The sequence below is a fragment of the Bradyrhizobium sp. WSM471 genome, from assembly GCF_000244915.1.
Lineage (GTDB): Bacteria > Pseudomonadota > Alphaproteobacteria > Rhizobiales > Xanthobacteraceae > Bradyrhizobium.
In genome coordinates this window covers 3,474,752-3,489,216 of sequence record NZ_CM001442.1, presented here as the reverse complement: position 1 = coordinate 3,489,216, position 14,465 = coordinate 3,474,752, and the positions used below count along the sequence as shown (strand labels likewise).

Sequence of the window (14,465 nt, the reverse complement as noted above, 5' to 3'; positions counted from 1 at the left end):
GTCGGTGTCCGCGCGATGCCCGCATGGTAGATACGGAGTTAAGAAGGTGAAAAATTCGTTTCTCTAATGGGTCGGGATCCGTGCTCCATTATCAGCCAAGCAAGGCGTTGGGCGAGACGACTGCGACAGCACTCCCGCCGGCCAACGGTAGCGGACGAAAGCTGCACGTGCTTCTCGTGCAGACCCAGGCCGAGAACGCCGGTGCGCAGGAGATCTCGCGCCTGCTTGGCGCCGGGCTGACCGCCCGCGGCTATCGCGTCACCAATCTGTTCTTCTTCCGCAAGTCGGATTCGTTCGATGAGCCGCCCGACACGATCTATTGCGCGTCGAGCCGGCCGGGAAATCCGCTGGCGCTGCTGCAAATGCTGTGGACGCTCGGCAGCCATATCAGGGCCACCAGGCCCGACGCCGTTCTGACGTTTCAGCACTTCGGCAATGTCATCGGCGCCGGCGTGGCGCGCCTGATCTGCCGCGCGCCCGTCATCGCCAATCAGGTTTCATCCGCGCTGTCGATGAGCTGGCCGGTCCGCATGGCCGACATCGTCATGGGCAGCCTCGGCTTCTTCGACCGCATCACGCTCAACTCGCTGGACATGCAGCGCGAGTATACGCGCTACCCCAGGGCCTATCGCGCGCGCATGGTGCACGTCCCGCACGGCTTCGACGACAAGGCCCTCACCCTGACTAAGCAAGCCGCGCGACAGAAATTCAACCTGCCGCCGGATCGCACCCTGCTCGGCTGCGCAGCAAGATTGCACCCGCACAAGCGGCTCGACGCGGCGATACGTCTGTTGCCGGATCAACCCTCCTGGCACCTCGCACTGGCCGGCCAGGGAGCCGACGAGGCCCGGCTGCGGCAGTTGGCGGATGAGCTGAAAGTATCGGACAGGCTGCATCTGCTCGGCGAAATCACCCCGCGCCAGATGGCGGAGTTTCTCGCCGCTCTCGACGTGTTCGTATTTCCGACGCAGGCGGAGACCTTCGGCCTGGCCGCTGTCGAGGCCGCAAACGCCGGCGTTCCCTCGGTCGTCACCGATCTCCCGGTCTTGCGCGAGGTGTTGTCCGTCGAAGGGAAGCCGACGGCGCTGTTCGTCGATGCCTCCGATCATGCCAAGCTGTCGGCCGCCGTCTCCAGGCTCCTGACGGACCAACGACTGAGCGACGAGCTGCGACAAAACGCCAAAGGTCTGAAGCTGCGCTATTCAGTGGACGCCATGGTGGAGGAATACGTTCGGATTCTCGGCCAGGTCATTTGATCGGGACGCATTGAAACGGATCGGCTCGGCATGACCATCGAGTTTCGCTGTGAAATTGAGCATGCGCGGCGGTGGATGGGCCGCGACACGCTGTCGATCGACGGTCGGAATGTACCGGTCCAGATCGCATGGACGGCAACGGCGGAGCCGCGGCCGACGGGTCTCGACATGCTGTTCGAGCTGGAACGTTTGGTGTTGCACAAGGGCAAGCACAGCGGCACCGACAGGCTGAACGTCAGTCGAGACCGGATGCAGGCTCGCGCCGGCACGCCAGACGTGATCGTCGATTTCACAGGTGCCGCGCGGGATCCGAACTGCTCGGCCCGGCAGTATCTCCGTCCGCTGTTCAATGGAGCCGCAGGCGAAAACGCAGCCCTTGCCGCCATCCTCGCCGGCGATCTGCCGGTGATCGAAATCGTTGACGAGGTCGACGGCGCAGTCCTCGATCGCGGCCACCCCTCCGCGGAAATCGCGGCCGGTCTGAGCGGCGCGCTCGAGACGGTCATGGCCCGAACCCTGACCATGGTGGCGGCCATCCTGTCGGGACGGCCGCGCATCGTGCCGCAGCTGGCACGCCCCGCCCGAGCCGGCAACGGCCGCCCGCCGGCGGCGCACGTTGCGCGCGGCCTCGCGATATCGATCGCCAAGGAGATCTATCGCCTGTGCTGCTATGCCCCGCATTGGCATGTCGGATGGCGATTCAATGATGGTGCCGGCGTCTGGCAGACTGGAGATCTGTCAGGGCCGCGCTGGAACGTCCTTGCCGATCCCGGAAACCACTTCTACGCCGATCCTTTCCCCATCGCATGGCAAGGAAGAACGTTCGTCTTCTTTGAAGATCTCGATCACCGGGTTGGGAAAGGAATCATTTCCGCGATCGAGTTCGATGGCGCGGGCCCGGTTGGAGCTGTCGTCCCCGTTCTGGAGGAGCCCTGGCACCTCTCCTATCCGTTCCTGATCGAGGACGACGGCGAGTTGTGGATGATCCCGGAGAGCTCGACCAATGGGGACGTCGCCATCTACAAATGCGTTCGGTTTCCGGACAAATGGGAGCGGCACGCGACGCTGCTTTCGGGCGTCGAGCTGGCCGATGCCACGATCACGCGACACAACGGCCTGAATTATCTGTTCGGAGCCTGGCGCGACGGCACCGGCGGCTATTCGGATTCGCTGGCGATCTATTACGCAGAGCACCTCATGGGCCCCTGGTTGCCGCATGCCAGCAACCCCGTCCTGATCGACCGCGCGAGCACGCGGCCTGCGGGGAATTTCGTCACCATCAATGAGCGATTGTGGCGACCGGTCCAGGATTGTGCCGAGGGATACGGCGCAGCGCTCGCCCTGGCGGAAATCGTCGAACTGTCACCGACGACGTTCAAGCAGATCGTCCGTCACTCCCTGCGGCCCGGACCGGCATGGCCCGGCAGGAAGTTGCACACCTTGAACCGCTGCGGCCGGCTCGAGGTGATCGACGGATCGCGGGTCCAACCCAAGACACGTGCTTTCGGAGGCAAATTTCCATCGGCCGTTTTGTCGCCGCGAACCAGTCCCTCTACCGCCAGCTAGCGCGGATGGCTGAATTCGAAAATGTCGCTCACTTCGCCGCGTCGATCCAGATCCCCGGCAGCGAATGCTCGCGAATGTGGCTGACCAGGAAGTCGGAAAAGACCCTGATCTTGGCGGGCAGTCCGGCACGGTTCTGGTAAGCGATGTTCATCGTGAGCAGTGGCAGCTCCCAGTCCAACAGGACCGGGACGAGGCGGCCCGCCGCGATATCGCTTTGCACGATGTAGAGCGGCTGGATGAGAATGCCGAGCCCCGCCAGTGCAGCGCCGCGGATGACCTGGCCGTCATTGCTGTCGAGCGTCGGCGTGATGCGAACAGTCTGCGCGCCGTTGCCTTTGCGCAGGCGCAGCGAATAGGGATCGTTGGCGAGATTGTAGACCAGCATGTTGTGACGCGCGAGATCGACCGGCTGCTCCGGCTCGCCGCAGCTTGCGAGATATGACGGCGAAGCAGCGAGCACCCGCCGCATCTGGCCGATGCGGCGAACGATGATGTTCGAATCCGGCTCCTGCTCGCGCGTCCTGATCGCCACGTCGATGCCGGCCTCGATGAAATCGGAGTACCGGTTCGCGGTGGTGATCTGCATATTGAGCTTCGGATAGCGCGCGCGGAAGGCGGGCAGCATCGGCGCCAGATAGATCACCGCAAAGGACAGCGAGCTCGTCACCCGCAGCATGCCCTGCGGCGACAGCGCGCGATCGCTGACGATGTCCTCGGCCTCCGCCAATTCGCTCAAGACGCGACTGGAGCGCTCCAGCAGTTCCTGCCCCGCCTCCGTCAACCACAGCCGACGAGTGTTGCGCTCGATAAGCCGCACCGCAAGACGCTCCTCGAGCGCGCTGAGATGGCGGCTCGCGGCAGCATTCGACATGCGCAGGGCTTCGGCAGCTTTGGACAGGCTGCCGAGCTCGGCCGTCTTGGCGAACACTTCCAACTGGAGCAGGCGGTCCATTTTTTCGCAAACAGGAAAAGAGACTTACGATTATTGAGCTTTATTTCCGTATCCCGCAAGTCAAGATAGCCCAAACACAAGCAAGATGGCAGGAGAGGAAACAGGGAAATGTCGGGCCCGATCAGGCACATCGTGATGTGGCAGCTGCGCGGGGAGACGCTCGCGGAGCGTTCCGCCGCCCGGGTCAAGGTCAAGTCCCTGTTTGAGGGGCTGCGCGGCCGGATCGACGGCCTCACCCATATCGAGGTCGGCCTCGATGTCAGCGATGTCGACTACGCCTGCGACGTCGTTCTGTTCTCCGAATTCACGGACCACGCTGCGCTCCAGGCCTACGCCACCCACCCGGAACATTTGCGCGTGCGCGAGGCGCTGGGCGACTTGCGGATCGGACGCTTCCAGGTCGATTATCCCATCAAAGAGACCGGCGCATGATCGGTACATTCACCTTTGAAAACCTGCCCTGCCGCGTCGTGTTCGGCAGTGGAACGCTTGCCTCGGCCAAGGCCGAAGTCGAGCGGCTCGGCGGCAAGCGCGCGCTGGTGCTGACGACGCCGCAGCAGGAGACGCAAGGCAAAAGCCTGGGCGCGGCACTCGGTCCGCTCTACGCCGGCATTTTTCCGGGCGCGACCATGCACACGCCGGTCGAGGTCACGGAGCGGGCGCTCGCGGCGATGAAGGCGTGCGAGGCCGACTGCGTCATTTCCCTCGGTGGCGGATCCACGACCGGCCTCGGCAAGGCACTGGCCTTGCGCACCGGAATCAACCAGCTCTGTATTCCCACCACCTATGCCGGTTCGGAGATGACGCCGATCGTCGGCCAGACCGAGAACGGACTGAAGACCACGGTACGCGACGCCGCCATCCTGCCCGAGACGGTGATCTACGATGTCGATCTCACTTTGACGCTGCCGGCGAGCCTGGCCGCGACCTCCGGCATCAACGCGATCGCGCATGCGGCCGAAGCGCTCTACGCGCGCGACACCAATCCTGTCACGTCGCTGATGGCAGAAGAGGGCATTCGCGCTTTGGCACGTGCCCTGCCCACGATTGCCGCGAAAAGCGATGATCGCGAGGCTCGCACCGAAGCACTGTATGGCGCCTGGCTATGCGGCGTCTGCCTTGGCACCGTCGGCATGGCGCTGCATCACAAGCTCTGCCACACGCTCGGCGGCACCTTCGACTTGCCGCATGCCGAGACCCACACCATCGTGCTGCCGCACGCGCTGGCCTACAACGCCCCGGCCGTGCCCAACGCCATGGCGCGGATCTCGCGCGCAATCGGCGCCGCCGATGCATCGCAAGGACTTTTCGAGCTCGCCAAGCGCCTGGGTGCGAAGGTCGCATTGCGCGACATCGGCATGCCCGAAAGCGGCATCGACAAGGCCGCGGATCTCGCGGTCACCAACGCCTACTGGAACCCGCGCCCGCTCGAACGCGACGCCATCCGCGATCTGATCGCGCGCGCCTGGGCCGGCGAGCCGCCCGGCGTCACCAAAGCGGTGGCTTGATTCGATGCGGCGCACGCTGATCAAATCCGCGCTCATCATCAGCATGGATGACGCGATCGGCGATTTACCTCGCGGCGACGTGCTGATCGAGGGGAGCCGCATCGTTGATTTGCGTCCATCGATCGACATCGGCGGCGGCGCGACTGAGACCGAGATCGTCGACGGCGCCGGCCGCATCGTCATCCCCGGCCTGATCAACGCCCATATGCACACCTGGCAGACGGGCCTGCGCGGCTATGCCGCCAACTGGACGCTGCTGGAATATTTCCGCCGCATGCATGCCGGGTTCGCAACGGTGTTCCGGCCCGAGGACATCCATATCGCGAGCTTGGTGGGCGCGCTGAACCAGATCAACCAAGGTACCACCACGCTGGTCGACTGGTGCCACAACAATCCGACGCCCGATCATACCGACGCCGCCGTGCGCGGCCTGATCGAGAGCGGTATCCGCGCGGCCTTCTTCCACGGCTCGCCCAAGCCCGAGCCGAAACCGGGCGAGCCGCATTTCTCGGAGATCCCGCATCCACGCCATGAGGTCGAGCGACTGCTGGCGGGGCCCCTCGCCGACCGCGACGGCCTGGTCACGCTTGGGCTCGCCATCCTCGGCCCGCACTATTCGACGCTCGATGTCGCCATGCACGATTTCCGCATGGCGCGCGAGTTCAAGCTGATCGCATCGATGCATCAGGGCGGTGGTCCCGCCAAGACGCCCGGGGGCTGGGAGAAGCTGATCGGGGCCGGCCTCGTCGGCGCGGGCACCAACATCGTCCATGGCAACGATCTGCCGGACGATCTGCTGGACCGGATGGTTGATCTCGGCGTCTCCTTCTCGGTGACGCCGGAGAACGAGATGATCCAGGGCCACGGCTTTCCGATCACCGGACGGCTGCTCAAGCGCGGCGTGCGGCCGACCATCGGCATCGATCTGGAATCCGTGCTGGCCGGCGACCTCTTCTCCGCCGCGCGCGTTGCGCTCTCGATGCAGCGGGCACTCGACAACACCGAGTCGCGCAAGGCCAGCGGCACCATTCCGGCCACGACCACGATCCCCGTCCGCGAGGCGCTGCGCTGGATCACGACGGAAGGCGCCCGCATGCTCGGTCGCGAGGACCAGATCGGCTCGCTGACACCGGGCAAGCTCGCCGACCTCGTCATCATCGATTGCTCCGATCTCAACCTCGTCCCGGTGCACGATCCCGTTTCCACCGTAGTGATGCAGACGAGCCTTGCCAATATCGAGGCCGTGATGATCGGCGGCGTGTGGAAGAAGCGGAATGGTCGGCTGCTGGCCGACGGCCTGGAGGCGAAAAAGCAACTGCTCGTGCAATCCGGCCGGCGGCTGGTGCACGACATCGAACGACAGGGACAAGCCGCCTAAGGGCGTCAAGGACAACAACAATGACAGACGCTCCTAAAAACATCGCCTTCATCGGGATCGGCAAGATGGGCCTGCCGATGTCGGGACTCATCGCCAAAGCCGGTTACGCCGTGACCGCGTTCGACCGGAGCGCCGCACGGCTCGACGAGGCGCGCGCGCAAGGCATTTCGATTGCCGCTTCACCGGCCGAGGCCGTGGGCGGCAAGGCCGCGATCGTCACGTCCTTGCCCGATGACGCTGCCTTGCGCAGCGCATTGCTCGGTCCCACCGGCCTCATCGCCGCGATGGCTGCCGGATCTGTCCTGATCGAGACCAGCACCGTGAGCGTCGAGGCTTCCGCAGAGGTCGACGTCACTGCACAGGCGCGCGGTGTCTTCTACCTGCGTGCGCCGGTCTCGGGCAATGCCAGCATCGTCCACACCGGCGCGCTGAGCTGCTTCGTCTCGGGCCCGAAGGACGCCTACGAAAACGCAAAGCCGCTTCTCGCCGCCTTCACCCGCGCCCAGACCTATCTCGGGCCCGGTGAGGAAGCGCGATATGCCAAGCTCGCGGTCAATCTGATGATCGCGGTGTCGGCCGCGATGATGGCGGAGAGCCTGGCGCTGGCGCGCAAGGGTGGCATCGGCTGGCAGGACATTCTGAAAGTTCTCGACGACAGCGCCGTGGCCTCACCGATGGTGAAGTACAAAACCGCCCCACTGCGTAACCGCGATTTCGACTCGACCTTCTCCTGCAGGCAGATGGCCAAGGATCTCGACTTGATCCTCGGCGCCGGCCACGCCGTCGGCGTGCCGCTTCAGCTCGCCGCCCAAGTGCGCGAGACCTATGGCTCGCTGGTCGCGCAGGGCGACGGCGACGCCGACTTCATCGCGACCGTCAAGCACATCGAGCGGCTGTCCGGCCTCGGCGAGCCCAAACTCTGAGTCACGGAGGCATCCATGCGCAATTTCAACGAGAACACGATCACCGACGCGGTGCTGCAGCGGATCGCGAGCGCGACCGATCCGCGGATCAAGCAGGTCAGCGAAGCGCTGGTGCGCCACCTTCATGCCTTCGTCCGCGAGGTGCAACCGACCCAGAAGGAATGGGAATACGGCATCGACTTCCTGACCCGCACCGGCCACATGTGCGACGACAAGCGCCAGGAGTTCATCTTGCTGTCGGACGCGCTCGGCGTATCCATGCTGGTCGACGCGATCAAACATCCGGTGCCGGAAGGCGCGACCGAAACCACGGTGCTCGGTCCGTTCTTCGTGCAGGCGTCGCCAGAGAAGAGCAACGGCGAGGACATCTCCGGTCCCATGGAAGGCGATCCGATGCTCGTCACCGGCTCGGTGTCGACCGTCGACGGACGGCCGCTCGCCGGCGCCGTCGTGGACGTCTGGCATTCCGACGATGACGGTTATTACGACGTGCAGCAGCTCGACAAGATCGGCGACCTTGCGATGCGGGCGCGCTTCCACGCCGACCAGAATGGCCGCTTCAATTTCTGGTCGATCAAGCCGGCTGCCTATCCGATCCCGCATGACGGCACGGTCGGCGACATGCTGGAGGTCCAGGGCCGCCATCCCTGGCGCCCGGCGCACGTGCATTTCATGATCTCGGCGCCCGGCTTCGAGCAACTCGTGACCCATGTGTTCGTGGCCGGCGACCAGTATCTCGACAGCGACGTGGTGTTCGGCGTCAAGGACAGCTTGATCCGCGAATTTGTGCGGTGCCCGCCTGGCCGTGCGCCGGATGGTCGCATGGTGGACAACGAGTATTTTCATCTCAACTATGATTTCGGCCTGAAGCAGGTCGCTAGCAGCGCACGAGCCGCTTAAGCTGAACGACGGCGGACCCAACAAGAGTCCGACAACAAGGCAGACAGGGAGCAAGGATGGGACCGCGGGTCAGCACGAGCATATTGGCCGATCGCCTCGCAGGCATGATCGGCCCGCGCGCGAGCGTCGCGCGTGGCGTGCTCGATCAGCATGGGCAGAGCGAGTCGCATTATCGCAACCTGCCGCCCGACATCGTCGTCTTCCCTGAAACCACGCAGGAGGTCGCGGAGATCGTCAAGCTGTGCGCGGGCGCGAATATGCCCATCGTGCCGTTCGGCGCCGGGACCTCGCTCGAAGGCAATACGGCCGCGGTCGCGGGCGGCGTCTGCTTCGACTTCGCACGCATGAACAAGGTGCTGACCGTGCACGAGAGCGACATGGATGTCGTCGTGCAGCCCGGCATCACGCGAAAGCAGCTCAATGCGGAGCTGCGCGGCACCGGACTTTTCTTTCCGATCGATCCCGGCGCCGACGCTTCGATCGGCGGCATGACGTCCACGCGTGCTTCCGGCACCATGGCGGTGCGCTACGGCACCATGAAGGACAATGTCATGGCGCTGGAGGTGGTGCTGGCCGACGGTCGCGTGATCCGGACCGCCCGGCGCGCGCGCAAGTCGGCCGCCGGCTACGACCTGACGCGGATGTTCGTCGGCGCCGAGGGCACGCTCGGTGTGATCACCGAGATCACGCTGAAGGTGCATCCGGTGCCGCAGGCGATCTCGGCCGCGGTCTGCAGCTTCGACACCCTGCAGGATGCCGTCGACACCGCGATCTCCATGATCCAGTCCGCGATCCCCGTCGCGCGCATCGAGTTGCTCGACGACGTCATGATGCGCGGCATCAACGCCTATGCAAAGCTCGGCTATCGCGAAGCCCCGACCCTGTTCTTCGAATTCCATGGGTCCGAGACCTCCGTCGCCGAGCAGGCCGAAGCTGCACAAGCCATTGCCGCCGACCATGGCGGTCATGGCTTTGCCTGGGCGAAGGCGCAGGAAGACCGCAGCCGGCTCTGGCACGCCCGCGACAACACGCTCTATGCGGGCCTGGGCCTCCGCCCCGGCGCGCGCGCCGTGATCACCGACGTCTGCGTGCCGATCTCGCGGCTGGCGGAATGCCTCACGGAGACCCGGCGCGATGCCGACGGCCACGGTTTCACGGCGCCTATCGTCGGCCATGTCGGCGACGGCAATTTCCACATGCTGATCCTGATCGATCCCGCCGAGCCGGAGGAAGTCGAAGGCGCCAAGGCGCTCCAGGCCCGCATGGTCGCCCGCGCGATTGCCATGGACGGCACCTGCACCGGCGAGCACGGCATCGGGCTCGGCAAGATCGATTATCTCGCTGATGAGCTCGGCGAGGCCGTCGATGTGATGCGATCGATCAAGACCGCGCTCGACCCAGACGGACTGATGAATCCCGGAAAGATCTTTGCAAGCGGAGCGCAGGCATGAGCACCGCCGCACTGGCCGTCGAGCCCTCCTCGCCTGTCCCGCTCCTTGAGCTGCGCGGCATCAGCAAGGAGTTTCCCGGCGTCAAGGCGTTGGATGACGTGTCCTTTGCCGTCTTCCCCGGCGAAGTCCACATGCTATTAGGGGAGAACGGCGCCGGCAAGTCGAGCCTGATGAAGGTGCTGTGCGGGGCCTACCGCGCCGATGCCGGCGAGTTCTACTTCAAGGGCGAGAAGGTCGCTATCAATTCGGCCGCGGACGCGCAGAAGCTCGGCATTGCCGTGATCTTCCAGGAATTCTCCCTCGTCCCTCATCTCGATATCGCCCAGAACATCTTCCTTGGCCGCGAGCCGAAGGGCCGCATCCCCGGCACGATCGACCGCCGCAGGATTTTGGCCGACGCCGCGCGCGTGCTCGGTACGATCGGCTTTGACATCGATCCCTCCACCATCGTCGACAAGCTGGGGGTGGCGCAGCAGCAGATGGTCGAGATCGCGAAAGCGATCAGCCAGAACGCCCGGATCCTCGTGATGGACGAGCCGACCGCGGCGCTGTCCGATCGCGAGACCGAGCTGCTGTTCGCGCTGATCGCGCGGCTGAAGGCCGACGGCGTCTCCATCGTCTACATCTCGCACCGCATGGCGGAGGTGTTCGCGCTCGGCGACCGCATCACGGTGCTGCGTGACGGCCGCCGCATCGACGGCGTCAAACCCGCCGACGTCACGCCGGACCAGCTCGTCCGCATGATGGTCGGTCGCAACGTCGACATGACCTATCCGCGCAATTTTGCCGACAAGCCCGGCGAAGTGCTGCTGGAGGTCAAGGGCCTGAGCGCCACCACCGGAATCTCGGACATCAACATCGAGGTGCGCCGCGGCGAGATCGTCGGCCTGTGTGGGCTGGTCGGCTCCGGTCGCAGCGAGGTCGCGCGCGCGATCTTCGGCGCCGATCCCGTGACATCAGGCCAGATCGTCTTCGACGGCCAGACTATCTCCGGCGAGCCTGATCTTGCCGCCCGCCGCGGCATTGCGCTGATCCCGGAGAGCCGCAAGAGCGAGGGCCTCGCGCTGTTGCGGTCGGTGGGGGACAATCTGGTGGTGTCGGCGCTGCGAAAGCTGTTCCCGAGCGGTCTGTTCGACCAGCGCCGGGCACAGCGCACGTCCGACGGCCTGATCCGTCAGCTCCGCATTGCGACGCCCAGCGCGCGCCAGACCGTTGGCCTGCTTTCAGGCGGCAATCAGCAGAAGGTCGTGATCGGCAAGTGGCTCGCCGCCGGTTCAAAGCTCTTCATCTTCGACGAGCCGACCCGGGGCATCGACATCGGCGCCAAGGCCGAAATCTTCGCCCTCATCGACCGCCTTGTCGCGGAGGGTGCGGCGGCGCTGATGATTTCGTCCGAACAGGTCGAGATCTGCCATGTCTGCGACCGCGCCTATGTGATGCGCGAAGGACGCATCGCCGGGCACCTCGCGCGCAACGAGCTGACAGAGGAGAACATCGTGCGACTGGGGATGCATCATGCGTGAGGCCGCGGTCGTTTCGCGATCCAATCCATTGCAACGGATTCCCGGCGTTGCCGTCGTGCTGGTGCTGCTGATCGCGCTGTTCAGCACGATCGCACCCGGTTTCCTGTCGGTCGCCAACCTCTCCAACGTGCTGGTGCAGTCGACGATCCTGACCATGCTCGCGCTGCCGATGACACTGATCATCATGACCGAGGGGTTGGATCTGTCGATGGGAGCGGTGCTGACGCTGACCTCGCTCTGCGTCGCCATCGTCTCGCTCGCCACCCACTCGATGTTGCTCGGCCTCGGTGCCGGGCTCCTCGTCGGCACAGCCTTCGGCTTCGTCAACGGCTGGCTGGTCGCCATCGTGGGCATCCCGCCCTTCGTGGCGACGCTCGGTACGCTCGGCATGGCGCAGGGCCTGTCGCTGATCGTCAGCGACGGCCAGAGCGTGGTCGGCATCCCCCACAGCGTGCGCGACATCTATTCGGCGACGCTGCTCGGCGTGCCCGTGCCGATCGTGATGGCGCTGGTGACCTATGCCGCCTTTCACGGCCTGCTCTATCACACCCGCTTCGGCACCTATATCTTCGCGCTCGGCGGCAACCGTGAGGCGCTGCGCTATGCCGGCCTCTCGCCGAACAAGCTGCTGATCGCGGTCTATGCGATCGGCGGCGCCATGGCCGGCATCGCCGGCCTGCTGATGACGGCGCGCATGAATTCCGGGCATCCAACCGCGGGCCTCGGTCTCGAATTCGATGCGATCGCGGCCGTCGCCGTCGGCGGCACGTCGTTCGAGCGCGGCAATGGCTGGCTGCTCGGCACGCTGCTCGGCGTGCTCTCCGTGGGCGTGCTGCGCAACGGGCTGAACCTGATCTCGCTGCCATCCTCGGTGCAGGTCGCGAGCGTCGGCGTCCTCGTCATCGTTGCCCTCTTTCTTGACGGCCTGCGGAGCCGCGCATGACCGACATCAGCAAAGACGCCATCGCGCCGCCCCGCTCGTTCCTGTCGCAGGATGCGATCCAGGTGTTCTATCGCCTGCTCGCGGCGCTGCTGATCTGTGCGATGCTCGCCGTGCTCAGCGATTCCTTCCTGAGCCTCGGTAATATCCTCAATGTGCTGAGGCAGGCGAGCCTGACTTTCTTCATCGCTTCGGGCCTGACCCTGGTGGTGCTGACCGCGGGCCTCGATCTCTCCGTCGGCGCCAATGTCGCGCTGTCCGCCTGCATCGCCGGGACCGTGATCCACAAGACCGGCTCGCCGGCGCTCGGCATCCTCACCGGGCTTGCCTGCGGCGGCCTCGTTGGGCTCCTCAACGGCGTGATGGTCACCGCGCTGCGCATCCCCTCTTTCATCGCCACCTACGGCATGCTCTGGGTGCTGAACGGCCTCACCTATTGGTACATGGCGGGCGAAACCCTCCACGGCTTTCCGGCCGGCTTCCGCCAGATCGGCAGCGGCTATCTGTTTGGCCTGCCGATCCCGGTCTACCTGCTGCTAGTGTTCCTCGGCATTGGAACGCTGTTCGCGCAGCGAACGATCTGGGGCCAGGAGATCTATGCGATCGGCGCCAATCCGGTCGCGGCGCGGCTCTCGGGCATTCCGGTCGCGCGCCGCCTGCTGCTGGTCTACGCGGTCTCCGGCACCATGGCCGGGCTCGCCTCGATCATCTTCCTGTCGCGGCTGAATTCGGCTGAGGCCGACATCGGCGAAAGCCTGACGCTGCCCGCCATCGCCGCCGTGCTGATCGGCGGCACCTCGCTATTCGGCGGCGTCGGCACCGTGTTCGGCACTTTCATCGGCGCGCTGATCCTGACGCTGGTGCTGAACGGCATGAACCTCTTGTCGGTCAGCGCCAACTGGCAGCCGCTGGTCACCGGCATCATCGTCATTCTCGCGGTCTGGCTCGACATGAAGACCCGCCGCCGCGCGCAATGAGTTCTTGAACGACCAACAAGCAAAACGAGGGATGGAGGCAACATGAAACAGAAACTGGGTTATTTGACGCTGCCGCTGCTGATGGCGACCGTATTCACAACGCAAGCGCGAGCCGACGGCGAGACCATCGCCGTCTTCACCAAGAACCAGACCAACCCGTTCTTCCAGACGGTGCGGGTCGGCGCCGACAACATGGCGAAAACGCTGAACGCCAGGACGCTGCAGTATATCCCGACCAAGCCCGACAGTATTCCCGAGCAGCTCAGCCAGATCGAGGACGTCGTGGTGAAGAAGCCGAGCGCCATCGTCTTCACGCCGGTCGACTACAAGGCGATGGTGCCGGGTGTCGAGAAGATCAACGAGGCCAAGATCCCGGTCGTCAACATCACCGACCGCTCGGCCGGCGGCAAGTTCCTGTCCTTCGTCGGCGCGGACGATTACAGCCTCGGGCTCGAGACCGCGCGCTTCCTGCTCAAGACGCTCGGCGGCAAGGGCAACATCGTCATTATCGAGGGCGTCAAGGGCTCGCTGACCAATGTCGACCGCGTCCGCGGCTTCAACGACGCGCTGAAGGAGAATGCCGGTGCAAAACTGCTGGCCTCGCAGCCCGGCAATTACCAGCGGCTCCAGGCGCTCCAGGTGATGGAGAATCTGATGCAGTCGAACGCGCAGATCGACGGCGTGCTCGCCGCCAACGACGCCATGGCGGTCGGCGCGATCGAGGCGCTCGACGGCGCCAACCGCAAGGCGCAGGTGATCGGCATCAACGGCACCAAGGAAGCGATCGACGCGATCAAGTCCGGCAAGCTGCTCGCGAGCGGCGACTACAACGGATTTTTTCAAGGCTGCCTCGGCACCATGATGGCGATCCGATCCCTGCGCAACCAGCCTGTCATCGCCGAGATCGTGCTGAAGCCGACCGTCATCACCAAGGACAATTACCAGCCGTTCGACGTGCCGCTGGAGCAACGGAGCTGCCCGACTTTCGAGGAAGCCAGCAAGCTCGGCGGCAAGTAAGTCAGCACACCATCACGACAAGCCCGGACGGCCGCTGCCGCGGCCGTCCCAAGAAAACGGATATAAACGGAGAC

General features: G+C 64.9%; 13 protein-coding genes. 12 read left to right on the top strand and 1 reads right to left on the bottom strand.

The window, feature by feature from the left end; genetic code table 11:
* Nucleotides 1–80: 80 nt before the first annotated feature.
* Nucleotides 81–1,256, top strand: a complete 1,176-nt coding sequence (locus tag BRA471DRAFT_RS15190; protein ID WP_007608603.1) for a glycosyltransferase family 4 protein — start codon at nt 81–83, stop codon at nt 1,254–1,256.
* 30 nt (nt 1,257–1,286) lie between these two features.
* Complete coding sequence (locus BRA471DRAFT_RS15185; RefSeq protein WP_007608602.1) at nt 1,287–2,822, top strand: hypothetical protein; 1,536 nt, start codon at nt 1,287–1,289, stop codon at nt 2,820–2,822.
* Between the two features lie 28 nt (nt 2,823–2,850).
* Here the strand turns inward: BRA471DRAFT_RS15185 and BRA471DRAFT_RS15180 are convergent, their stop codons facing one another.
* Nucleotides 2,851–3,774: a LysR family transcriptional regulator gene (locus BRA471DRAFT_RS15180; protein WP_007608601.1), complete on the bottom strand. Its 924-nt coding sequence runs from the start codon at nt 3,772–3,774 to the stop codon at nt 2,851–2,853.
* Between the two features lie 108 nt (nt 3,775–3,882).
* On the opposite strand from BRA471DRAFT_RS15180, the gene BRA471DRAFT_RS15175 reads away from it, so the two are divergent.
* The 10 genes from BRA471DRAFT_RS15175 to BRA471DRAFT_RS15130 are packed head-to-tail and all read left to right on the top strand — an operon-like array spanning nt 3,883 to nt 14,391.
* Complete coding sequence (locus BRA471DRAFT_RS15175; RefSeq protein ID WP_007608600.1) at nt 3,883–4,206, top strand: Dabb family protein; 324 nt, start codon at nt 3,883–3,885, stop codon at nt 4,204–4,206.
* Nucleotides 4,203–5,282 (top strand): maleylacetate reductase, encoded by a 1,080-nt coding sequence (locus BRA471DRAFT_RS15170; RefSeq protein WP_007608599.1) that lies wholly within the window; start codon nt 4,203–4,205, stop codon nt 5,280–5,282. The genes BRA471DRAFT_RS15175 and BRA471DRAFT_RS15170 overlap by 4 nt, the downstream gene beginning before the upstream one ends.
* 4 nt (nt 5,283–5,286) lie before the next feature.
* Complete coding sequence (locus tag BRA471DRAFT_RS15165; protein WP_007608596.1) at nt 5,287–6,660, top strand: amidohydrolase family protein; 1,374 nt, start codon at nt 5,287–5,289, stop codon at nt 6,658–6,660.
* Between the two features lie 20 nt (nt 6,661–6,680).
* Nucleotides 6,681–7,583 carry an NAD(P)-dependent oxidoreductase gene (locus BRA471DRAFT_RS15160; RefSeq protein WP_007608595.1) on the top strand — a complete coding sequence of 301 codons (903 nt, stop codon included), beginning with the start codon at nt 6,681–6,683 and terminating at the stop codon, nt 7,581–7,583.
* A gap of 15 nt (nt 7,584–7,598) precedes the next feature.
* Entirely contained in the window at nt 7,599–8,483 is an 885-nt protein-coding gene (locus BRA471DRAFT_RS15155) for an intradiol ring-cleavage dioxygenase (RefSeq protein ID WP_007608593.1), read from the top strand.
* 56 nt (nt 8,484–8,539) lie between these two features.
* The gene (locus BRA471DRAFT_RS15150) at nt 8,540–9,934 is read left to right on the top strand and encodes an FAD-linked oxidase C-terminal domain-containing protein (RefSeq protein WP_007608591.1); all 1,395 of its coding nucleotides are present in this window, start codon (nt 8,540–8,542) and stop codon (nt 9,932–9,934) included.
* Nucleotides 9,931–11,457: a sugar ABC transporter ATP-binding protein gene (locus tag BRA471DRAFT_RS15145; protein ID WP_007608585.1), complete on the top strand. Its 1,527-nt coding sequence runs from the start codon at nt 9,931–9,933 to the stop codon at nt 11,455–11,457. The genes BRA471DRAFT_RS15150 and BRA471DRAFT_RS15145 overlap by 4 nt, the downstream gene beginning before the upstream one ends.
* Entirely contained in the window at nt 11,450–12,400 is a 951-nt protein-coding gene (locus tag BRA471DRAFT_RS15140; protein WP_007608583.1) for an ABC transporter permease, read from the top strand. The genes BRA471DRAFT_RS15145 and BRA471DRAFT_RS15140 overlap by 8 nt, the downstream gene beginning before the upstream one ends.
* Complete coding sequence (locus BRA471DRAFT_RS15135) at nt 12,397–13,374, top strand: ABC transporter permease (RefSeq protein WP_007608581.1); 978 nt, start codon at nt 12,397–12,399, stop codon at nt 13,372–13,374. The genes BRA471DRAFT_RS15140 and BRA471DRAFT_RS15135 overlap by 4 nt, the downstream gene beginning before the upstream one ends.
* Before the next feature lie 42 nt (nt 13,375–13,416).
* Complete coding sequence (locus BRA471DRAFT_RS15130) at nt 13,417–14,391, top strand: sugar ABC transporter substrate-binding protein (protein ID WP_007608580.1); 975 nt, start codon at nt 13,417–13,419, stop codon at nt 14,389–14,391.
* The last annotated feature ends 74 nt before the right edge of the window (nt 14,392–14,465 follow it).